The following is a 21812-nucleotide window of genomic DNA, read 5'->3' on the forward strand; positions in this document are numbered from 1 at the left end:
CCCTGCATTGAATAACAGCGGCGGCAGATCTGTCCTAGCGAGCTTTTTCCACAGCTAATCGGCAGGCTGGGTTGGTAGCACGCAAAAATCGCGCGTTCATTACACAGATTTACAATTTTGGCTAATAATCTATCAACAGACATAAATATGTCATTTCTATCCCGTACTTTTAGCCACGGAGAGCTACGGAGAACGATTTATGTTTAGCTTAGACGCCATTCTGCAAGATCTTGCCCCGCATCGCCATACACCACCCTGGCAGAAAACGGTTTTGCGTTCTCTGCTATTTGAAAATGAAATGCACCAATTTGCGCGGCGTTACCCGCATTTGAAAGGCTTAGATCTGGTCGAACAGATTCTTGACTACTTCAACTTCAATTGTGAAATGGTCGAAGGGGATTTAGAAAACATCCCCAGTCAGGGGCCAGTGGTGTTGGTTGCCAACCACCCCATTGGCTCACTGGACGGTCTGGCGCTACTGCGTACCGTCGCCAGCGTCAGGCCCGACGTCCGCATCGTCGCCAGCCAGCTACTCTCTTATGTCGCCCCGCTCAAAAATCTGTTTTTTTCCGTCGATAACTTCAATAACCGCACCAAACGCCAGCAAATCAGCGCCATCCAGCAGCATCTGGAAGGCGACGGCGCGATCATCGTCTTCCCCGCGGGCGAGGTTTCACGCGCTAGCCTGCAAGGTATTCGCGACGGTCACTGGCATAATGGTTTTATCCGCATGGCGAGCAAAGCCCGCGCGCCCGTGGTGCCGATTCATATCGGCGGACGCAACAGTGCGCTGTTCTATCTCTCTTCCATGGTTTATCGCCCGCTCTCCACGCTCCTGTTGGTGAGAGAAATGTTCGGCCAACGCGATCAAACCCTCAAGCTGCGTATCGGTGCCAGAATTCCCTATGCGTCCTGGAGCCAGGGCGAATGGAACGCTAACGATCTGGCGGCCCGTTTCCGTCGTCACGTTTATCGGTTGGGACAAGGAAAGCCCGGCTGTTTTACCGGTGAAAAACCCATTGCGCTGGCCGAAGACCGCGTGCTGCTGAAGCGCGCCCTGTCAGCGTGCGAAACGCTAGGTACCACGCCGGATGGCAAGATTGTCTATCTGTATCGACGCGGTGAGGAAGATTACGTGCCGCTGTTGCGCGAACTCGGACGCCTGCGCGAAATCGCCTTCCGGGCCGTGGGCGAAGGATCCGGCCAACGTCGCGATCTGGATAGCTATGACGATGACTATTTGCATCTGATCCTATGGGATGACCGCGAGCTGGAGATTGTCGGTGCCTATCGCTTTGTCTCGACGGCCAGTTTGATCGCAGAAAAAGGGAAAAGCGGCCTCTACAGCCACAGCCTGTTCCAGTACGGTGACGAAATGGATCCGATACTGGCATCAGGCATTGAGCTAGGCCGCAGTTTCATTCAGCCCAAATACTGGGGTAAACGCGGGCTGGATTATCTCTGGCTGGGTATTGGTGCCTATCTGGCGCGCTATCCAGAACATCGCTATCTGTTCGGTCCGGTGTCGCTTTCCGGTACTTTGCCGCCGCATGCACGCGATTTGCTGGTTGCGTTTTATCGCTTGCACTTCACGCCCGATCAGCCACTGGCTACGTCGCGTCGCCCTTATCCGGCCTCGCTGCCTGACGTGCTGAAACAGTTTGAAGGAACGGACTACCAGCAGGATCTCACGCGATTGAAAAGCATGCTCAATAACATGGGTTGCGCAATCCCCACGCTCTACAAGCAGTATTCGGAGCTGTGTGAGCCGGGCGGCGTGCGGTTTATCGACTTCGGTATCGACCCTGATTTCAATAACTGCATCGACGGTCTGGTGCTGGTCGATCTGCAACAGCTGAAAGAATCACGCTATCAGCGCTATATCGCCCCTTTTAAACCCTAAATAATTCGAGTTTCAGGAAGGCGGCAAGTGAAGGAATCCCGATGAGCTTACTTGAGTAAGTGATTCGGGTGACTGAACGCAGCCAACGCACATGCAACTTGAAGTATGACGGGTATATCGGCGATAAAACGTCTTGATTGATGGGTGCGTTAACGTCTAAAGGGGTTAACGCACCACTCTCCCACGTTTTTCTCATTATTCCCATTAGCCAACGCCATACCCGCACGCATTTTGTCTCTCAGATCACACATTTCATACGAAATCCCATTCGCCGTAATTTACGTGATCAACAGAACGCTTTTCTTGCCGATATTACAGATATTCTTATCGATATGTTTTTGAGGACGGGAGTTACCGATGTATCCCGAAAATACGAAACATAGCTATAATGCCTTGTCATTACTTGCATCGATTACGATAGCAAGCCCCCTCCGTTATGCCTTCATAGCATGTCAAAAAATTAAGGATGTTTATGAATATGCTGAACAGAATCAAACTCGGCAAGATGCTGGGTATGGGATTTTCTCTGGTTATTATCATCAGCCTGATGGTGGCATTCTTCGGACGACTCCAGCTGGTTGGACTGGGTAACGACATCAACCGACTTTCCGGTACCACGTTGGCGAACATGTTGTTGATTCAGGAAGTTAAAGCTGGTTTTGATGCCAATGCTCGCCTGATTCGCAACATTGCAATTAGTACTGACCCTGCACAAATCAGGCAGGAAAAGCAGTTCGTCGACGAGCAAATCGCCCGCAATACCGCCAACCTGAAAAAGCTGGGGCAACAGCTCGACACCGAAGGCACCAGTGCGCTGCTGAAACAGTTTCAGGACACCCGTCCGCCCTACCTTGCGGCCTTTTTGAAAGCGATGGAATTGGTGCAGTCCACCGATCCACAGCAGCGTCTGCAAGGTAACACCATTATTCTCAATGAGATGCAGACGGCACAAAACGCACTGTTTAAAGTGCTGGACGCGATGATGGCCTCGCAGCAGCAGGATACCAACGAGATTGTCAGCGGGGCGCAGCAGGATGCGCAGTCCGGCAGCGTTATCATGCTGATTCTCGCGCTTGCCGCTGCCGCGATGGCCGCAGTCGTAGCCTGGCTAATTACCCGCACGCTGAAAAACCAACTGGGGGGCGAACCGCTCTATGCCACCCACGTTGCCCGGCAGGTCGCCGATGGCGATCTGGCCGTCGATATCAATATCAAGCCGAACGACCACAGCAGTCTGTTAGCCACCATGCGTCATATGAGCCATAACCTGGGTGATATCGTCGAGCAGGTACGGCAGAGCAGCGAAGCCATCGCGTCCGGTTCCAGCCAAATCGCCGCAGGCAGCGAAAACCTGAGCCAGCGTACGGAAGAACAGGCCGCCAGCCTGCAACAAACGGCCGCCTCAATGGAGCAGATGAGCCAGGCGATTCGTCAGAATGCCCATACCGTGCGTAGTGTCACTCAACTTGCCAGCCAGGCCAGCGCAACGGCGACCAAGGGTGGTGATGCCATCAGCAACATGGTCATTACGATGAAAGAGATCTCCACCAGTTCACACAAAATCCGCGACATCATCAGCGTCATTGATGGCATCGCCTTCCAGACCAATATTCTGGCGCTGAATGCGGCGGTCGAAGCCGCGCGCGCGGGTGAGCAAGGTCGCGGTTTCGCCGTGGTGGCTGGGGAAGTACGCTCGCTGGCGCAGCGCTCCGCCTCCGCCGCTAAAGAGATCGCGGTACTGATTAACACCAGCGTCGAAAAAGTGGAAGCGGGAAATCGTCTGGTTGAAGACACCGGCAGCACCATTGATGAACTGGTACGTCAGGCGCGCAGCGTGGCGGATTTAATCAGCGAGATCGGGACGACAACGCAGGAGCAGGAGTCCGGTATTTCGCAAATTCATGATGCCGTGAACCAGCTCGATCAGGTCACCCAGCAGAACGCGACACTGGTGGAAGAATCCGCCAATGCGGCAACCAGCCTGCGCGAACAGTCCTCTCATCTGGTTACGCTTATGAACCATTTCCATTTGCGAGGCACGCCAGCAGTCCGCCCTGCGCCGACGGCGAAAAAAGCCCAACCCGCTCGTTTAGCGCTCGCGCCGGTTGGCAACGCACAGGATAACTGGGAAAAATTCTAGGCTTATCCTGCCCGTGATCACCATGATGCCTATGCCATGACATAGGTATCATGGTGAAAATCGCATCAGTCTTTCAGCGCGGAAACATAGTCTCGACGCGGTTGTCCGGTATAAATCTGGCGCGGACGGTAGATGCTGATTTCATCCTGCTTGTGCATCTCATCCCAATGCGCAATCCAGCCGATGGTTCTGCCGACGGTGGAAATAACCGTAAACATTGACGGCGGCAGCCCCATCGCTTTGAGAATGACCGAGGTATAGAAATCGACGCTCGGGTAGAGCTTATTCTCCAGAAAATAGGCGTCGGTCATGGCGATATGTTCCAGCTCCATCGCCACCTGTAACAGGCTGTCTTCCGTGCCAAGTTCATTGAGCACTTCGTAACAGGTTTTACGCAGAATCGCCGCGCGCGGGTCGAAATGCTGATAGACCGAGTTGCCGAATCCCATCAGGCGGAATGAATCGCAGCGGTCTTTCGCGCGTCGTACAAATTCAGGGACGCGATCGACCGTTTTGATCTCTTCCAGCATGCGCATACAGGCTTCGTTCGCCCCACCGTGCAGCGGCCCCCACATCGATGCCAGCCCTGCGGCAATGCAGGCAAACGGGTTCGCACCGGAGGAACCCGACGCTCTGACCGCCATCGTAGACGGGCACTGACCATGATCGGCATGCAGAATAAGGATGCGGTTCATCGCTCGTTCCAGCACCGGATTCACTTCATATTTCTCCGCCGGAATCGAAAACAGCATATGCAGGAAGTTGCCGGTATAGGAGAGCGAATTACGGGGATACACGGACGGCTGTTCGATGGAATATTTGTAGCACATCGCCGCCAACGTCGGCATTTTCGACAGCAGCCGCACGGCCGCCAGCTCGCGATGCTCCGCGTTATGGATATCCAATACATCGTGGTAGAACGCGGCCAGCGCGCCCACCACCGCGCACATCAGCGCCATCGGATGGGAATCGCGACGAAAGCCGCTGAACATCCGGGTAATTTGCTCATGAACCAGCGTATGGCGGGTGATGTTATCGGCAAATTTCGCATACGCTTCCGCCGAAGGCGCTTCACCATGCAGCAGGATGTAACAGACCTCAGTAAAGTCACACTGCTCGGCGAGCTGTTCGACAGGGAAGCCCCGATGCAGCAGCACGCTATTCACCGCATCTATATAGGTAATCGCCGACTCGCACCCTGCCGTATTGGCAAAACCGGGGTCATAGCTGCACAGCACGTGTTCACCGAGTGGGCGAATATCCACCGCCGTTTTCCCCAGCACGCCGGAACGCATGTCCAGCGTGATATCCGCTTGCCCTTCTGCCGTCAACGTGGACGTTCTGACTGTCATGAACCTTTCTCCTGCCCGAATAATGATGTTGTTCTCGTCCGCTCTTACGGGCTTCTGGATCGGTCATCCCGTGCGGCGCTCAATTTATAGCTACACAAGGCCAACGTATGTCATACGCTAAAATCGTGAGTGGGTTGCAAGAATCTGACTGAATATTGATGTAGGTAAATTTTGCCGCGCCTCTTTCCCCTTCTCCGATCGTAATCCGGCGAACAGCGCCATCATCGTCCCCGTATTCCAGACGGCGGCGGCTGGCATTTTGCACGCTCAATCCGTATAACTGTCCTCACTTATTTCACCTACTACTTATTTACTCCACTACTTTTTATTCCACTAACTTGATGACGATTGATATCAGACCTATGAATGATTCATTAAGCCACATTATCGCCAGCGAATTGCAGGCGCGTACGGAGCAGGTAGACGCCGCCGTCCGCCTGCTGGACGAAGGAAACACCGTCCCTTTTATCGCCCGTTACCGTAAAGAAGTGACCGGCGGGCTGGATGACACCCAGTTGCGCCAGCTCGAAACGCGCCTCGGTTACCTGCGTGAACTGGAAGACCGACGCCAGACTATTCTGAAATCCATCGACGAACAGGGGAAATTAACCCCGCAGCTCGCCACCGCCATTAACGGCACGCTGAGCAAAACCGAGCTGGAAGATCTCTATCTGCCGTATAAACCGAAGCGCCGCACGCGTGGGCAGATCGCGATTGAAGCCGGTCTGGAACCGCTGGCCGACAGCCTGTGGCAAGACCCGAGCCAGGAGCCGGAGCTGACGGCACAGGCTTATGTCGATGCTGAGAAAGGTGTGGCGGACGTGAAAGCCGCATTGGACGGCGCACGTTACATCCTGATGGAACGCTTTGCCGAAGACGCCACGCTGCTGGCGAAAGTGCGTCACTATCTGTGGAAAAATGCCCATCTGGTTTCCCGCGTTGTGGAAGGGAAAGAGGAAGAAGGTGCGAAGTTCCGCGACTATTTCGATCATCACGAACCGATTGCTCAGGTGCCTTCACACCGCGCACTGGCTATGTTCCGTGGCCGTAACGAAGGTGTGCTGCAACTGGCTCTGAACGCCGATCCGCAGCACGAAGAAGCGCCGCGTGAGAGCTACTGCGAACAGATTATTATCGACCACCTGAACCTGCGTTTGGGGAATGCGGCAGCGGACAGCTGGCGGCGCGCCGTCATTAGCTGGACGTGGCGCATTAAAGTACTGCTGCACCTTGAAACTGAACTGATGGGCAGCGTGCGTGAAAAAGCCGAAGACGAAGCAATCAACGTTTTCGCCCGCAACATGCACGACCTGCTGATGGCCGCCCCGGCGGGCATGCGCGCCACGATGGGTCTCGATCCCGGCCTGCGTACTGGTGTAAAAGTCGCGGTGGTGGATGCCACCGGCAAGCTGGTCGCGACCGATACGATTTATCCGCATACAGGTCAGGCAGCGAAAGCCGCTCCGATCATCGCCGCACTGTGCCTCAAACATCAGGTTGAGCTGGTGGCGATTGGTAACGGTACTGCATCGCGTGAAACCGAACGCTTCTTCCTCGACACGCAGAAACAGTTCCCAGATATCAAAGCACAGAAAGTGATCGTCAGCGAAGCTGGCGCGTCGGTGTACTCCGCGTCCGAGCTGGCGGCGCTGGAATTCCCCGATCTGGATGTCTCGCTGCGCGGCGCAGTCTCTATCGCCCGCCGTTTGCAGGATCCGCTGGCGGAGCTGGTGAAGATCGACCCGAAATCCATCGGTGTGGGTCAGTATCAGCATGACGTAAGCCAAAGTCTGCTGGCGAAAAAACTGGATGCAGTGGTCGAAGACTGCGTAAACGCCGTCGGCGTTGATCTGAATACCGCGTCCGTGGCGCTGCTAACCCGCGTCGCCGGACTCACGCGCATGATGGCGCAAAATATTGTGACCTGGCGTGATGAGAATGGCCGCTTCCACAATCGCGAACAGTTGCTGAAAGTCAGCCGTCTGGGGCCAAAAGCCTTTGAACAGTGTGCAGGCTTCCTGCGCATCAACAACGGCAACAACCCGCTGGATGCCTCTACCGTTCACCCGGAAGCCTATCCGATCGTGGAACGTATTCTGGCCGCGACCGAGCAAGCGTTGCAGGAGCTAATGGGGAACCCCAACGCGCTGCGTAACCTGAAACCGTCGGATTTCACCGATGAGCGTTTCGGCGTGCCGACGGTAACCGACATCATCAAAGAACTGGAAAAACCGGGGCGCGATCCACGTCCTGAGTTCAAAACCGCCAGCTTCGCCGACGGCGTGGAAACCTTAAACGATCTCCTGCCGGGTATGATTCTGGAAGGTGCCGTCACCAACGTCACCAACTTTGGTGCGTTTGTGGATATCGGCGTCCATCAGGACGGTTTGGTACACATTTCATCACTGGCCGACCATTTCGTCGACGATCCGCACAAGGTCGTGAAAGCCGGCGATATCGTCAAAGTGAAAGTGATGGAAGTGGATCTGCAACGTAAGCGTATTGCGCTGACCATGCGCCTTGATGAACAGCCGGGCGACACCGCATCACGCCGTGGCGCTGGCAATGCGCGTGGCGATAGCAATACTTCATCGCGTCAGCCAGCCGGTAAATCACGTCCTCGCCCCGCTAGCGCCCCTGTCGCTGGCAACAGCGCGATGGGCGATGCTCTGGCCGCCGCCTTTAAAAAGCGCTAACCGCCATTCTGTCATTTAAATCATGCCTGACCTTATTTACAGGGTCAGGCATCTTTCCTGCCAAAATACCGCCATTTTGTTTCCCTAATAAAACTACGTTTCATTTATATTGAAATATTCAACCACTTCGCGATTATTTTGTGATCTGCATCTAGGTAAATAAATTACCGTTGCGTTATTATTGTTCTATATAGGAAACCATAGTTTTATATATAGAACCCGATGAATATATTCCAACAGCTCGAACACAGTAAAGCGCCGGCAGCCGTCCGTTTAGTGATGATTATTGACTACATCGCCAAACATGACGAAGCCAGCTTCACTGAGATTTGCACTGATTTGTCTATACCCAAAAGCAGCGTACATCATCTACTGGAAGTGCTGGTGGTAACGCAATTGTTACGTCAGCGCGCTGACGGTCGTTATGTGTTGGGATTAAGACTGTTTGAGCTTGGCGGTTTGGTAATAAAAAATATTGATCTGCGTAAAGACACGATTAACTTTATGCATGAATTAGTCAAAGAGACAGAGTTGACCTGCCATCTTGGTATTATGGACGGCGATAACGGTTTCTTCCTGAGTAAAGTCGAATCCCCCAAGGCCATCGTAAAAACATCCTGGGAAGGTAAGAAAATTGTATTTAATCGTATGTCTCTGGGGAAAGTACTCGTCGCTTGGTTACCACAGGAAAGAATTGAATCACTGATTGCCGATTGCACCTTTGAGTATTTGACGCCCCGGACGATTACCAATAAAGAAGATTTCCTGCAGCACCTGAAAATCGTCAAGGAACAGGGCTGGGCAATAGACGACGGCGAAGATATAGAAGAGATCTGCTGCATGGCTGCGCCTATCTTTAACCAAAATGGTGAAGTCATCGCCGCCATTGGCGTTAACGGTATGCAGTCGCAATATGCGAATGGAAAAAAAGAAAAGCATCTGGCAAGCCTGATTAAAACCAGCAAAGCAATTACCGCTCATATTAACAGCCGGAATATTGATATTAGATAAAACATTTATCGTCGCTTTCCATAATTAAAAACTCTGGCTTATTAAAACAATCCAGAAATAATGACACGCAAAAAGCGTGACGGACACGTATGACATAATTACCTGTAAATGCTAATACGCATTACGGGAAGGCCATCTATAACTAAAAAAACATGACATAAGTCATCATTAAGATGACGAAAAATATTAATTATCAATTTTATAATGGGGACAACCATCTTCACTAATTAATGAAATCGGGTAATAACCCCTTGGGTTTTATTCCGCCCTATTTATGACTTTATACCAATACTCCATCTGCTTTCACTGAAAGCGGGCTGAACATGCTTTTATCTTTTAATGAGGTCTTTTATGAAAATCAAACAAGCTATTGATAAAATCCCTGGGGGATTAATGCTGGTGCCGCTCTTTTTGGGCGCACTCTGTAATACCTTTACGCCAGGCGCGGGGAAATACTTAGGTTCTTTCAGTAACGGCCTGATTACTGGCACAATCCCTATTCTGGCGGTATGGTTTTTCTGCATGGGCGCGTCCATTGAATTTAAAGCAACGGGAACGATGCTGAGAAAATCAGGCGTTCTGGTGGTCACCAAAATCGCCACCGCCTGGGTTGTGGCGCTGATCGCGGGCACGTTCCTGCCAGGTGACGGCATCCAAAACGGCATGCTGGCTGGGATCTCCGTGCTGGCGCTGGTCGCGGCAATGGACATGACTAACGGCGGTTTGTACGCTGCACTGATGAACCAATACGGTTCGAAAGAAGAAGCGGGGGCCTTCGTACTGATGTCTCTGGAATCCGGCCCGTTGATGACCATGGTCATTCTGGGTGCCAGCGGTATCGCTACCTTTGAACCTCAGTTATTTGTCGGTGCCGTCCTGCCTTTCCTGATTGGTTTTGCATTGGGCAACCTGGACCCGGACTTGAGAAAGCTGTTCGGTAATTCAGTACAAACGCTGATTCCTTTCTTTGCCTTTGCGTTAGGTAACACCATTAATTTATCAGTGATCCTCCAGACGGGCTTCGCAGGTATCTTCCTCGGCCTACTGGTGATTGTTGTTACAGGTATCCCGTTGATTCTGGCAGATAAATTTATCGGCGGTGGTAATGGAACCGCAGGCGTGGCCGCATCCAGCAGCGCGGGTGCCGCCGTCGCCACTCCTCTGTTGATCGCGAATATGGCTCCGGAATTCGCTCCGGTCGCTCAACAGGCAACAGCGTTAGTCGCCACCAGTGTGATCGTGACATCAGTACTGGTGCCCATCCTTACGGCAGTATGGGCAAAACGCTTTTCACCTAAAACCGCATAAGAAGGTAGCAAAATGGACGTACGACAAAGTGTACACAGTGAACATGCGAAAACGCTTGATACCACTGAGCTGAGAAAGAAATTTCTTATTGAGCAGATATTTACGCCAAACCAATACACCATGACCTACAGCCACATCGACCGTATCGTGGTGGGCGGGATCATGCCGGTGGATGGCGAGATAACGTTTGATGACGGCATCGGCAAACAATTTGGCGTGAACTATTTTCTTGAGCGTCGCGAGCTGGGGCTGATCAATATTGGCGGCCCGGCAAAAATCGTCATCGACGGCACAAGCTATGAAGTTGGCAATGAGGAAGCGCTCTATGTCGGCAAGGGGGCGAAAGCCTTAGCGTTCAGCAGCCTGGACAGCGCCAAGCCTGCGAAACTGTATTACAACAGCGCACCAGCACATGCCGTTTTCCCGACACGCATCATTACACAGGATGACGCGATCAAAGCACCGCTGGGCGACGTCAAAACCTGCAACAAGCGGACGATTTGCAAATATCTGGTGCCGGAAGTGGTGGAAACTTGCCAGCTGAGCATGGGGTTAACGCGTCTGGCAGAAGGCAGCAACTGGAATTCAATGCCGACGCATACCCATGAGCGCAGAATGGAAGTGTACTTCTATTTTGATATGGCGGAAGACACCATTATTTTCCATATGATGGGTGAACCGCATGAAACGCGCCATCTGGTGATGCATAACGAGCAGGCCGTGATCTCCCCGAGTTGGTCGATTCACACCGGTGTTGGCACCAAAAACTACGCCTTTATCTGGGGCATGATCGGCGAAAACCTGACGTTTGACGATATGGACCATATCGCGATGCTGGATTTACGTTAATCCCCCTCTGGCGTCACGCCAAGACAGTAAAATGCAGCAGGGTGAACCACGTTCACCCTGTTTTTTTTATGTCACGTCAGTTATTACTCACCACACTTAGTCGCCACATTTACTCACCACACTTCCTCGCTACATTTACTCACCACGCAGCGCCGTGGCGGGAGATTGGCGGTAGGACAACATCGCGGGAATGGTGAGCACCACGGCGGCGACCAGCAACAGGAGCAGGACGAAGTGGATGTCTTCCCATTCCAGCGTCACCGGCAAGACGAAACCGCTTTTCTCGCTCATGACCACCGCAATCGCACGGGCGGCAAGATAGCCCAAACCGACACCCAACAGCACACCGACGCTCACCAGCGACATCAGCCCGCTCCAAATCAGCGTGAAAATGCCGTAGCGCGGCGCGCCAAAAGCACGCAGTGCGCCGATCTGTTTCTGTCGCTGCCGCAGGTGGATAACCGCCACCATCGCCACCGCGACGCCGACTAATCCCTGCGTTCCCAGCGAGATATAGGTCAGCAGTTCACGAATGTCGCCCAGCATCGAGTAGAGCTTCACCAGCACTTCGCCGGGGAACACCGCCAGCGTCGTGTTGCTGCGATACAGCGAACGCAGTTGATAAGCACCCGCGATCGTTTTTGGTTTAACGACAATAGCAGGCAACCCCGCCTGATGCGCATGGCCGTGCGCTTCTTCCTCGCCGTGCTCGTCATCATGTGGCGTTGTTACCGGTTGAGCGGCATCCGCATGATGATCATCACTTGCAGCACCTTCCGCAGGATGGGCTTCGTTGTGATGCTCATCAGCATGCTGTTCGCCTTCCGCCTGCGTGGTTTCATCATGAGAATGACCGTCATGTTCACCTTCGTGCTCATGTGCGCCATGATCATGATCGGCATGCTCGTTATGGTCGTGATCATCGTAGTGTTCATCGTCCGCAGCATGCGGTGGATGGATGCCGTGTACCCGCCACACCGCGTTCACCGGCACCAGAATCGCTTTATCCCACGCGCTGCCGTCAGCAGGTAAAACACCGACTACGGTGTAGGTGACGTCATCGTGCGCGTGCGCCCCTTCTGTCCCCACCTGACCATGAGTCGGGCTAAAGGTACTCCCCACCGTCAGCCCCGTTTGCGCCCCTACTACGGCTTCAAAGCCATCGTTGAACACGCGTCCGGCGGTAAGCTGCCGCTTACCGTTATCGGTGACCAGCGGCGGCGTGGTGCCAACAATCGGCATCCCCTGATAGAAATCACCAAACGCGACCGGTGCCGCCCAGGCAACCAGCGGATTTTTCTCCAGATCGGTCAGCACCTGCGCAGGAACCAGCGTCAGCGCCGACGGTTGCAGGAACACGGATGACAGCACCAATTGGGTTTCGCTCCCCGGTGCGCCGATCACCAGATCGAAACGGTCAGCCGCTTTGGCGCTGCCCATACGTAGCGCTCTTTCCTGCAAACTCACCGAAATACTTAACGCTGTCGCCACGGCGATCAGCAACACTACGACCAGCACACCCGGCCAGAGCCGACGCCAGTCAACCCAGATAAGACGCCAAGGAATCATGCGCTCTCCTCCTGATACAGCGTGTCCGCCACGAGGCGTCCTTTTTCCAGTTGAATACAGCGCGACATCTGTGAAGCCAGACGTGCATCGTGCGTAATCGCGATAAGCGTCGCGCGACTCTCGCGCGCCAGCGTCACCAGCAGGTCAGCAATCTGCTCGCCGCTGTGCGCATCCAAACTGGCCGTTGGCTCATCGGCGATGATAATGTCAGGCTTGCTAAGCAAGGCTCTTGCGACCGCTACCCGCTGCTTCTCGCCGCGTGATAGCACTTCAATCGGACGTTTCGCGGTATCCAGCCCGACCTGTGCCAGCAAATCTGCCGCCCGCTGCCTGAGCGATGTGGGGATCCGCCAGTGGTGAAACTGCGCAGGCAGTAAGACGTTCTCTATCGCACTCAGGCCGGGGAACAGGTGGAAATCCTGCATCACCAGCCCGATATGCTGCGCCCGCCAGCGGTCACGTTCCGCTTCATTCATCTGCCAGATATCCTGTTTTTCCCACTGCACACAGCCCGTTCCGCTGTGATCCATTCCGGTAATAGCATTCACCAGCGTGGTCTTACCGGAGCCGGAAGGCCCCATCACCGCGACCCGCTCACCAGAACGAATCGACAGCGCGGGAATAGCCAGCACGGCCTCGGACGTATCGGGGAAGGTCACACTCAGGTGTTGAATTAATAACTCCGCCATCAGCGCTCCTAAAGGGTATCGAACGTGGCTTCACGCAGTCGTAGCAGGCTGACAAAACCCGTTTCAGGGTCGGTCCACGATCCGTGTTCCAGCACGCCTTCCACCTCAATCATGGTGTTGTTCTGTACGAAGGTCTGACGTTTGGCGAGGTAAACAACGAGGATATCTTCAGGCCAGTCCGCATCAGACGAACAGAAGGGGCACAGCGCCATCGGCATTTTGGTTAAGACAAAGAATTGTGACTCCGCCTTGAGGGGCGGTGCCATGAAGCCGCGCATTTTTACCCGTTTGCCGGAGAGCGTTTTGACTTCATTGGAGAATTCCAGACCCAGCACGCCGTAAGAGGCGTACAGCTTGTCGAAGGAGAGTTCAGACTGCGCGGCTTTCACCGGGGCGATACCTCCGAGGAGGAAGATCACCAGCACCGCGCGCAGCCAAGAGAATAAAAGCGGGGTCGCCCCCGCTTTGCTGCATTTCGCATTATTCATAGCGTCGTAGGATTACTTTTTGTCCTGCGGTTTCACCGCCAGTGCATCAACAATCACCCGGAATAGATCGGTGTTTTCCATGTAACCACGGATACGCTCTGCACCTGGGCCGCTCGCCTGAATCACCATGTCGTCAACGGCATGAACACCCGTGTCGGAAGAGCGTGGCAGGATCCCTTCACGGAATACCGCGCCCGGCACTTTCTCATAGGCTTTGTTGGCGACATATTCATCTTTTTCGTTCTTGATAGCAGGAACGAACTGGTTATCCAGCTTCGGACGGAACGTCTCGTAATAGTCAGGGAAGTTGTTGAAGAACACCGCCAGACGTTTAGAAACGTTCAGGTCATCCGGGTAGCCGTCTTTGTTGGCATCCTTATAGTTCGGATAGCCCGCATCTTCATACACGCCAACCTTCTCACGCATCTCGGTGCCTGGCTTGCTGTCGTCCACAGTACCGATGATCGACAGGCCATGCGTATGGTCACCCGTCACGATAATCATCGTGTCTGGGTTTTTCTCGGCAAATTTCTTGGCGATAGCGACAGACTGATCCAGCATGATGGTGTTCGTGAAAGCACGTTCCCAATCCAGCGGGTGGGATGCTTTGTCGATCAGCGCGGATTCCACCATCAGGAAGAAGCCATCCTGGTTTTTGGACAGCACATCCAGCGCCGCCTGCGTCATGTCGGTCAGGTCAGGCTGGTTCGGGAATTTCTTGGCGACGTCATTTTTCAGGAAGCGACGATCCATCACGCCATCCATGTTGCCGGTGTGGAAAAGCCCCAGCAGCTTGGTGGCCTGCGCGGCATTTTTCTTCAGTGAATCCGCATCGGTAACCAGTGAATAGCCCGCCTGCTGGAATTTCTCAACGTAGTTGGTTTCGTCTTTACGCTTAGAACCCGGCGTGCTTTTTGGCAGGAAGTAGGCAGAGCCGCCGCCCAGCATGACCGTAGGCTGCACGTTGTAGAACATCTCAACGATTTCGGCTTTATCCGCACGACGACGCGTGTGAGAGACGACCGCCGCTGGCGTAGCGTCCTGAAGTTCAGCATCGCTGACGACGCCGACAGACATCTTGGTAGAACGGGTTAACAGCTCACCCAGCGTTTCCTGCTTCGGGTGATCCAGTGAATTTTTGCTACGGCTAACGTAGACACCCAGCGCGTTCACACCGGATTTGTGACCGGTCATGTAAGCGCTCATGGTGTTGGCGCTGTCGGCCGCGATAGAGTCGGTACTGGATGTACCGGCAAACGCCATATATTGCAGGTCATCAATCGCCAGACGACCGTCCGCTTTTCCTTCCGTCACCCCTTTGGACAGGATGCGCGCGCCAGTACGGTGCGCAACGGACAGGCCATCGCCGATGAACAGAATCACGTTTTTGGCTTTACGCGTGCCGGACGCGGAATAAACGTCCCAGTTCACCTGCGTCTTTTTGCCTTTGGCTTCCGCCTCTACCATATACTTGCCCGCTTCCGGCAAGTTCACGTCTCGCAGCCAGATCGTGGACGCGTTGCCGCCGTCTTCACGCTCAACAAACGATGCCGTTTTGCCCAGCACCTGCTGGTAATCCTTGCCGTTGATCAGAATGCGAATATCTTCCGGCTTAAGTACTTCATCAAACTCGACTTTAAAATCGAATTTCCCGCCCGCCAACATGGTGGCGCGGTCAATGGGATAAATGGCCTGAGCCTGCACCATTCCTGGCAGCGCAGCAGAAATCAGTAAAGGCAGTAACCAGCGAGCTTTCATTGTTATGTCCTTGGTTGCGTAGTTTAGCAGGACATAACGTAGTTACCTTTTTTTACAGTTTGATGAATTTCCCCATAAATTATTGCATCTACATCTATTTTCAATAACAAATGCAATCTGGCTGTTACGTTTCAAATGCATTCTCCCGACGCCACTTTCCGGGCGCCATCCCCAGATGCTGCCGGAAAATGCGGCTCAGATGGCTGGGATCGGAAAAGCCGGTATCTGCCGCAATTTGGGACAAGGTGCGGGAAGTCCGCAGCATTAGCCAACAGGCCTGAGCAATCTTCATGTCCATGTACGTCTGCTGGATGGTACGGCCAATGCGCTTTTGCAGCGCTCTATCCAGCTGTCTCCGCGACAGGCCGCTGCGCTGGGCAATGTCCTCAGAAGTTAGGCTGCTTGCCAGACTCTGGCGCATGATAGTCAGCACCCGTCGTACCGACGTCGGCGCGCCTTCAAGCTCAGGGCTGTTCCATGTCAGGCTGGACGGAGGAACAAACCCACCGACCAACATATCTGACAACCCTTTGATAGCCCGTTCTCTTCCCAGCTTTTTTTCCAGCAGAAAAGCTGCCAGCTCAATGGTGGCACTGCCGCCGGGGCAGGAATAGATACCGCCTTCCTCCATGACGTTCCTGTCCGTAACGGGGGTAATAGACGGAAACAGCGCTTTAAACTCACCGAAATGGCGCCAGTGAACAAGAATACGCTTGCCGGAAAACCCCGTCTTCGCGAGAAGAAAGGCGGCGTTATCGACACTCACCAGCGGGATCTTGCTGCGCCGAAGGTGCCGCAGCAAGGGGAGATAAGAGGCGGTATCAGACATGACTTTGGCGGGTGTATTCCCACCGAAAATGACGAAATAATCGCAGTTTTCAGTATGGATTTTCCGCGCTGAAACCGCCTCGTCTGGCACCAGCACGGCCCCACAGCTGGCTGTCACTGGCTGGTTATCCAGCGTCGTCAGCGTCCAGGAACAGTTCACCTGACGACTATAGTCTTCCTCATCGCTGGAGAACCGCAGCTTATCGAGAAATCCACCGACCGACAGAAGGGAAAACCCCGGCATCAGCAGCAGAACGAATTTTATCTGGGGATTGACCATGTTACGCCTGCTCAAAAAGCGGATCGCGACAACGCAATCCAGACAGAGATAACCCTATTTTAACGCTCAGCGAGGGAAAGCGGCTTTTTAGCACAAGGCCCGCCGTTTACTGCATAAACAGCACCAGTCCGCCAATCATCATGAAGATTGTGCCGCAAACCATGCTAAAGGCTTTGCCATGCTCTGCAAGATAAACCCGGAATCGCCCCGCCGTCAGATTGATAACCAGTTCAACCAGAAACTCCACGGCGACAAACGTGGTAACCATCACGACAAATTGCAGCAATGTGTCCTTTGTCGGATCGATAAATTGAGTGAGAAACGCCCCGAAGAATAAGAAGACTTTCGGATTCGCCCCTGCCGACGCGGCCCCCTGAGTAAAAAGAGATAACCGATTTATTGATGCCACCACTGGCGCAGATTCACTGATATTCAGCGTCCTTAACCGCCACTGCCTGAAACCCAACCAGATAAGATACATGCCGCCGGCAAATTTTATGTCAGTCAGGAAAGCAGGGTACATGGTAAGCAACACGTCAATGCCAAACAGGGATACCGTCATCAACAGCGCGAAGGCCAGTATGCCGCCCAAAATGGTATACAGGGTGATAGCAGGCCCGAATCGAATACTGTGCGTGATGACCAGTAGCGCATTCGGCCCAGGGGTCAGAGCAAGGCCGCAACAGGCAAGCGCGAAGTAAAACCATACCGTGATGTCCATAACCTCTCCTCTTTTACAGAGGTATTAGAGCGAACTGTTCAGCGTGAAGAAATGAACAGTTCGGACTAAATCGTGTTGTTTATGGACACCCAGCAAACCACCATTCGGCGAATGCCATCAGGTCGTCAGGCAATGTCGACCATGCCCTACTCCGGTGCTTTCTCCTTTAACGGAAAGCGGCGGCGTACGACGACAAAGAACAGCGGCACGAAGAAAATGGCGAGGAAGGTAGCAGCCAGCATCCCACCGATCACGCCCGTTCCCACCGCATGCTGGCTGGCCGAGCCCGCACCGCTGCTGGTCGCCATCGGCAGAACACCGAAAATAAACGCCAGTGACGTCATCAAGATCGGCCGCAGCCGCTGGCGGGAAGCCTCCAGCGTGGCCTCAACCAGATCCTTCCCTTTCTGGTTCATCTCGTTGGCGAATTCCACGATCAGGATGGCGTTCTTCGCCGATAACCCGACCACCGTCAGTAGCCCAACCTGAAAATAGACATCGTTTTCCAGACCGCGCGCCCAGGTTGCCACCAACGCCCCCAGCACGCCCATCGGCACCACCAGCATGACGGAGAACGGCACCGTCCAGCTTTCATAGAGCGCAGCTAGGCACAGGAACACCACCAGCAGCGAAATGGCATACAGCGCCGGTGCCTGCGCCCCGCTCAATCGCTCCTGCAACGACATACCCGTCCACTGTAATCCAAAGCCTTCCGGCAATTGCGCCACCAGCGATTCCATGACATTCATCGCCGTGCCAGTACTGACGCCCGGCGTCGCCTCGCCGACAATCTCCAGCGAGGAATAGCCGTTGTAACGCTCAAGGCGCGGCGATCCCGTTTCCCAGACGGTTTGCGCAAACGCGCTGAACGGCACCATGCCGCCGCTATTGTTGCGCACATACCATTTGCTGACATCGTCCGGCAGCATGCGGAACTTCGCCGCCGCCTGCACGTAGACTTTCTTCACCCTACCGCGGTCGAGGAAGTCATTGACATAGGTCGAGCCCCAGCCCGTTTTCAACGTGCTGTTAATGTCATCCACCGATACGCCCAGCGCCTGTGCTTTGCGCTGATCGATATGAATGCGCAGCTGCGCGCTATCATCCAGACCGTTGTGGCGCACGCGCGTCAGTTCGGGATTGCTATCAGCCATATTTAACAGCTGATCCCGTGCGGCCATCAGCGCATCGTGTCCCAGTCCCGCGCGATCCTGTAGCTGCATGGCGAAACCGGCGGCACTCCCCAGCCCGTTAATTGACGGCGGGCTACTGGCGAACACACGCGCTTCTTGAATATGACGAAAGGCTTTGGTCGCGCGTTCGATAATCGCAAACGAGCTGCTCTCCGGCGTGGTGCGTTCATCCCAGTCTTTAAGACGTACAAACAGCCGCGCTACGTTCTGCCCGTTTCCACCCGGCCCTGAGCCGATGGTGGAAAACACGGACGTCACGGTGTCTTTTTCCTTCGTGAGATAGTACTGCTCAATCTTGTTGACCACCTGTAGGGTCTGCTGCTGCGTCGAGCCCGGCGGGAGCTGTACTTGTGTCGTGAACACACCGCGATCTTCCTGCGGCAGAAACGAAGTCGGCAGCCGGAAAAACAGGAAGGCCATAATCCCGATGATGCCCATATACAGCAACAGCCAGCGCCCGCTGTTGATCAATATCTTGCCGACGCCACGCTCATACTTCAGCGACGTGCGAGTAAAGCTCCGGTTAAACCAGCCAAAGAACCCTTTGCGGCCATGATGCTGCCCCTTGGCAAGCGGCTTGAGCAACGTCGCACACAGCGCGGGCGTCAGAATCATCGCCACCAGCACCGACAGAATCATTGAGGTCACAATCGTGATGGAGAACTGGCGGTAAATCGCTCCCGTCGTGCCGCCAAAGAAGGCCATCGGCACAAACACGGCGGACAGCACCAGCGCGATCCCAACCAGCGCCCCTTGCACCTGCCCCATCGATTTTCGCGTCGCCTCGCGTGGTGAGAGCCCTTCCTCGCTCATCACCCGCTCTACGTTTTCCACTACCACAATGGCATCGTCAACCAGCAGGCCAATCGCCAGCACCATCGCGAACATCGTCAGGGTGTTCAGGCTAAAGCCGAAGGCATACAGCACGGCAAACGTACCGAGCAACACCACCGGCACCGCAATCGTAGGGATCAGCGTGGCACGGAAATTCTGCAAGAACAGGTACATCACCAAAAAGACCAGCAGCACCGCTTCGAACAGGGTTTTCACCACATCGGTGATAGAGGCTTTAACAAAAGGGGAGGTTTCGAAAGCGATTTTGGCTTCCAGCCCGTGCGGGAAGTACTGCGACAGTTCCTCGATACGTTCTCTGACCCGCTTATCGGTTTCCAGCTCATTCGCACCGGACGCCAGCGTCACTCCCAGACCAGAAGCGGACTGGCCGTTGAAACGACTGAGAAAATCGTAGCGTTCCGCGCCCAGTTCGACTTCTGCAACGTTAGCTAACGTCACGGCGGAACCATCCTGCTTGACGCGCAGCGTGATATCGCGAAACTGCTGCGGCGTCTCCAACAGCGACTGCGCGTTGATTGTCGCGTTAAGCACCTGATTATCCACAGACGGCACGCCGCCGACCTGCCCTACCGAGACCTGACTGTTCTGCGATTCAATCGCCCGCACTACGTCGCTGGTCGTCAGCCCATAATCCATCAGTTTGGCCGGATCAAGCCAGATGCGCATCGCATACTGCGATCCATACGCAGAAACCTCGCCCACCCCGCTGATACGGCTAATCGGTTCCTGAATATTCGTCGCGACATAATCGGCGATATCCTGCTTGTCCATGCTGCCATCGGTAGAGACAAACGCGACCATCAGAATATTGGTATCGCCGGTTTTACTCACGGTGACGCCCTGCTGCTGGACTTCCTGCGGCAGTTTGCGGATAGCGGATTGAAGCTGGTTTTGCACCTGCTGGCGGGCTTCATCGGGGTCGGTGCCTGCCTCAAAGGTCAGCATGACTCTGGCTTGCCCGGTGTTGCTGCTGTCCGAGGACATGTACATCAGGTTATCCAGCCCCGTCATGCTTTGCTCAATCACCTGTGTGACGGTATTTTCCAGCGTCTGCGCCGATGCGCCGGGGTAGCTCGCGGTGATTCGCACGCTGGGCGGAGCCAGATCGGGATACTGTTCCAGCGGCAATGACTTGATGGCCAACATACCGCAAAGACTGAGAAGGATAGCCAGCACCCACGCAAAAATGGGACGGTCGACAAAAAAGTTCGCCATCTCTCCAACACTCCTCAGCCATATTTTAACGTGGCTGCTTCACGAGCAGCCTACTTATGAACAATCTGAATAAGATTCACAAAACCCAGAGAAAACCCTGCACACAGGGTGCCGAATTACCTTAACTGTCGATGTCGGCTAAATCGTGGAGAAATTGAGGAGAAAATGTAAATTATCGTCGGCTACGCCTGCGCGAACGCGATCACCTGCTCGGCAAAGGCATCAGGGTGCGAGATAAACGGCGCATGCGCGGCCTTTGGAATCACCACCGAGGTTGAGTTCGGCCACTGGTCATCCAGCAATCCGGCAACCTTGCGCGGCACCAGCCCGTCTAACGCACCATAGAGCCGCAGGAATGGCACGGCCACGTCGGCTAACGGCTGGCGTAAATCCGCTTCACGCAAAATCGCCAGCCCGCCGTTTAATACCTCGACTGACGGCATTGGCTGTTCCAGTACCACACTTTTTAATAGTCGAGCATCCTGCCGTGCGCTCTCCGTTCCCAGCGTTTGCAGCGCCAGAAACCGCTCGACCGTACGCTGGAAATCCTCACTGAGCTGCTGTTGAAACCCCTGCAAGACGTCCGGCTTGATGCCCGGCCAGTCGTCCTGTGCGCTGAAACAGGGGGATGACGCCACGGTAATCAGCTTGTCCACCCGCGCAGGGGCGCTCAATGCAATCTGGCTGGCAACCAGCCCACCCAGCGACCACCCTAACCAGACGGCGTGTTCCGGTGCCTGTGCCAATACGATGTTCGCCATATCACTCAGCGACATCGGCCCAAATCCCTGACTTCTGCCATAGCCCGGCAGATCGACTACATGCAGACGAAAATGCGGGGCGAGTCGCGCAATCATGCTTTGCCATACCTGCGCATTCAATCCCCATCCGTGCAGCAACACAAGATCCGTGTTTCCTGCGCCTTCGGTCTGCCAATACAACGCTGCCATCAGTTAT

15 protein-coding genes are annotated in these 21812 nt (G+C 54.4%); 6 read left to right on the forward strand and 9 right to left on the reverse strand.

The window, feature by feature from the left end; all coding sequences use genetic code 11:
• Nucleotides 1-199: 199 nt before the first annotated feature.
• Both ACIPUG_RS14265 and ACIPUG_RS14270 read left to right on the forward strand, forming a co-directional pair.
• Nucleotides 200-1903: a lysophospholipid acyltransferase family protein gene (locus ACIPUG_RS14265; RefSeq protein ID WP_400338870.1), complete on the forward strand. Its 1704-nt coding sequence runs from the start codon at nucleotides 200-202 to the stop codon at nucleotides 1901-1903.
• Between the two features lie 472 nt (nucleotides 1904-2375).
• Nucleotides 2376-4043: a methyl-accepting chemotaxis protein gene (locus ACIPUG_RS14270; protein ID WP_039550028.1), complete on the forward strand. Its 1668-nt coding sequence runs from the start codon at nucleotides 2376-2378 to the stop codon at nucleotides 4041-4043.
• 65 nt (nucleotides 4044-4108) lie between these two features.
• On the opposite strand, the gene ACIPUG_RS14275 is transcribed toward ACIPUG_RS14270, so the two are convergent.
• Nucleotides 4109-5395, reverse strand: coding sequence for a citrate synthase (locus tag ACIPUG_RS14275; protein ID WP_400338872.1), 1287 nt, complete (start codon nucleotides 5393-5395; stop codon nucleotides 4109-4111).
• 362 nt (nucleotides 5396-5757) lie between these two features.
• Between ACIPUG_RS14275 and ACIPUG_RS14280 the strand changes: the two genes are divergently transcribed.
• From ACIPUG_RS14280 to kduI, 4 genes are all read left to right on the forward strand, one after another.
• A complete protein-coding gene (locus ACIPUG_RS14280; protein ID WP_400338875.1) occupies nucleotides 5758-8091 on the forward strand; it encodes a Tex family protein in 2334 nt (777 codons plus the stop codon).
• 222 nt (nucleotides 8092-8313) lie between these two features.
• Nucleotides 8314-9102 carry an IclR family transcriptional regulator gene (locus ACIPUG_RS14285; RefSeq protein ID WP_014916882.1) on the forward strand — a complete coding sequence of 263 codons (789 nt, stop codon included), beginning with the start codon at nucleotides 8314-8316 and terminating at the stop codon, nucleotides 9100-9102.
• A 351-nt stretch (nucleotides 9103-9453) separates the two neighbouring features.
• The gene (gene kdgT / locus ACIPUG_RS14290; RefSeq protein WP_014916883.1) at nucleotides 9454-10410 is read left to right on the forward strand and encodes a 2-keto-3-deoxygluconate transporter; all 957 of its coding nucleotides are present in this window, start codon (nucleotides 9454-9456) and stop codon (nucleotides 10408-10410) included.
• A 12-nt stretch (nucleotides 10411-10422) separates the two neighbouring features.
• Nucleotides 10423-11259 (forward strand): 5-dehydro-4-deoxy-D-glucuronate isomerase, encoded by an 837-nt coding sequence (gene kduI, locus ACIPUG_RS14295; protein ID WP_010299379.1) that lies wholly within the window; start codon nucleotides 10423-10425, stop codon nucleotides 11257-11259.
• A 135-nt stretch (nucleotides 11260-11394) separates the two neighbouring features.
• On the opposite strand, the gene ACIPUG_RS14300 is transcribed toward kduI, so the two are convergent.
• The 8 genes from ACIPUG_RS14300 to bioH all read right to left on the reverse strand — a co-directional run bounded on the left by ACIPUG_RS14300 (nucleotide 11395) and on the right by bioH (nucleotide 21805).
• Nucleotides 11395-12828 carry an FtsX-like permease family protein gene (locus tag ACIPUG_RS14300; protein WP_400338878.1) on the reverse strand — a complete coding sequence of 478 codons (1434 nt, stop codon included), beginning with the start codon at nucleotides 12826-12828 and terminating at the stop codon, nucleotides 11395-11397.
• Nucleotides 12825-13517 (reverse strand): ABC transporter ATP-binding protein, encoded by a 693-nt coding sequence (locus tag ACIPUG_RS14305; RefSeq protein ID WP_040033304.1) that lies wholly within the window; start codon nucleotides 13515-13517, stop codon nucleotides 12825-12827. Before ACIPUG_RS14305 ends, ACIPUG_RS14300 begins: the two co-directional genes overlap by 4 nt.
• 8 nt (nucleotides 13518-13525) lie before the next feature.
• Entirely contained in the window at nucleotides 13526-14005 is a 480-nt protein-coding gene (locus ACIPUG_RS14310; RefSeq protein ID WP_039288599.1) for a hypothetical protein, read from the reverse strand.
• A 12-nt stretch (nucleotides 14006-14017) separates the two neighbouring features.
• Complete coding sequence (locus tag ACIPUG_RS14315) at nucleotides 14018-15763, reverse strand: alkaline phosphatase (protein WP_400338880.1); 1746 nt, start codon at nucleotides 15761-15763, stop codon at nucleotides 14018-14020.
• A 124-nt stretch (nucleotides 15764-15887) separates the two neighbouring features.
• The gene (locus ACIPUG_RS14320; RefSeq protein ID WP_400338881.1) at nucleotides 15888-16871 is read right to left on the reverse strand and encodes a GlxA family transcriptional regulator; all 984 of its coding nucleotides are present in this window, start codon (nucleotides 16869-16871) and stop codon (nucleotides 15888-15890) included.
• Between the two features lie 106 nt (nucleotides 16872-16977).
• On the reverse strand, nucleotides 16978-17592 hold the full coding sequence (locus tag ACIPUG_RS14325) for a LysE family translocator (RefSeq protein ID WP_400338883.1): 615 nt from the start codon (nucleotides 17590-17592) through the stop codon (nucleotides 16978-16980).
• Between the two features lie 146 nt (nucleotides 17593-17738).
• Nucleotides 17739-20855, reverse strand: a complete 3117-nt coding sequence (acrD, locus tag ACIPUG_RS14330) for a multidrug efflux RND transporter permease AcrD (RefSeq protein WP_400338885.1) — start codon at nucleotides 20853-20855, stop codon at nucleotides 17739-17741.
• 182 nt (nucleotides 20856-21037) lie between these two features.
• Nucleotides 21038-21805: a pimeloyl-ACP methyl ester esterase BioH gene (gene bioH, locus ACIPUG_RS14335; RefSeq protein ID WP_400338888.1), complete on the reverse strand. Its 768-nt coding sequence runs from the start codon at nucleotides 21803-21805 to the stop codon at nucleotides 21038-21040.
• Nucleotides 21806-21812 lie beyond the last annotated feature (7 nt).

Origin of the sequence: Pectobacterium sp. CHL-2024, assembly GCF_044751765.1 — a bacterium.
GTDB lineage: Bacteria > Pseudomonadota > Gammaproteobacteria > Enterobacterales > Enterobacteriaceae > Pectobacterium > Pectobacterium brasiliense.

What these genes read in the sequence shown, in the direction of transcription:
- ACIPUG_RS14265 (WP_400338870.1), top strand. Translation starts at nt 200, where the DNA reads ATGTTTAGCTTAGACGCCATTCTGCAAGATCTTGCCCCGCATCGCCAT.
- ACIPUG_RS14270 (WP_039550028.1), top strand. Translation starts at nt 2,376, where the DNA reads ATGAATATGCTGAACAGAATCAAACTCGGCAAGATGCTGGGTATGGGA.
- ACIPUG_RS14275 (WP_400338872.1), bottom strand. Translation starts at nt 5,395, where the DNA reads ATGACAGTCAGAACGTCCACGTTGACGGCAGAAGGGCAAGCGGATATC.
- ACIPUG_RS14280 (WP_400338875.1), top strand. Translation starts at nt 5,758, where the DNA reads ATGAATGATTCATTAAGCCACATTATCGCCAGCGAATTGCAGGCGCGT.
- ACIPUG_RS14285 (WP_014916882.1), top strand. Translation starts at nt 8,314, where the DNA reads ATGAATATATTCCAACAGCTCGAACACAGTAAAGCGCCGGCAGCCGTC.
- kdgT (WP_014916883.1), top strand. Translation starts at nt 9,454, where the DNA reads ATGAAAATCAAACAAGCTATTGATAAAATCCCTGGGGGATTAATGCTG.
- kduI (WP_010299379.1), top strand. Translation starts at nt 10,423, where the DNA reads ATGGACGTACGACAAAGTGTACACAGTGAACATGCGAAAACGCTTGAT.
- ACIPUG_RS14300 (WP_400338878.1), bottom strand. Translation starts at nt 12,828, where the DNA reads ATGATTCCTTGGCGTCTTATCTGGGTTGACTGGCGTCGGCTCTGGCCG.
- ACIPUG_RS14305 (WP_040033304.1), bottom strand. Translation starts at nt 13,517, where the DNA reads ATGGCGGAGTTATTAATTCAACACCTGAGTGTGACCTTCCCCGATACG.
- ACIPUG_RS14310 (WP_039288599.1), bottom strand. Translation starts at nt 14,005, where the DNA reads ATGAATAATGCGAAATGCAGCAAAGCGGGGGCGACCCCGCTTTTATTC.
- ACIPUG_RS14315 (WP_400338880.1), bottom strand. Translation starts at nt 15,763, where the DNA reads ATGAAAGCTCGCTGGTTACTGCCTTTACTGATTTCTGCTGCGCTGCCA.
- ACIPUG_RS14320 (WP_400338881.1), bottom strand. Translation starts at nt 16,871, where the DNA reads ATGGTCAATCCCCAGATAAAATTCGTTCTGCTGCTGATGCCGGGGTTT.
- ACIPUG_RS14325 (WP_400338883.1), bottom strand. Translation starts at nt 17,592, where the DNA reads ATGGACATCACGGTATGGTTTTACTTCGCGCTTGCCTGTTGCGGCCTT.
- acrD (WP_400338885.1), bottom strand. Translation starts at nt 20,855, where the DNA reads ATGGCGAACTTTTTTGTCGACCGTCCCATTTTTGCGTGGGTGCTGGCT.
- bioH (WP_400338888.1), bottom strand. Translation starts at nt 21,805, where the DNA reads ATGGCAGCGTTGTATTGGCAGACCGAAGGCGCAGGAAACACGGATCTT.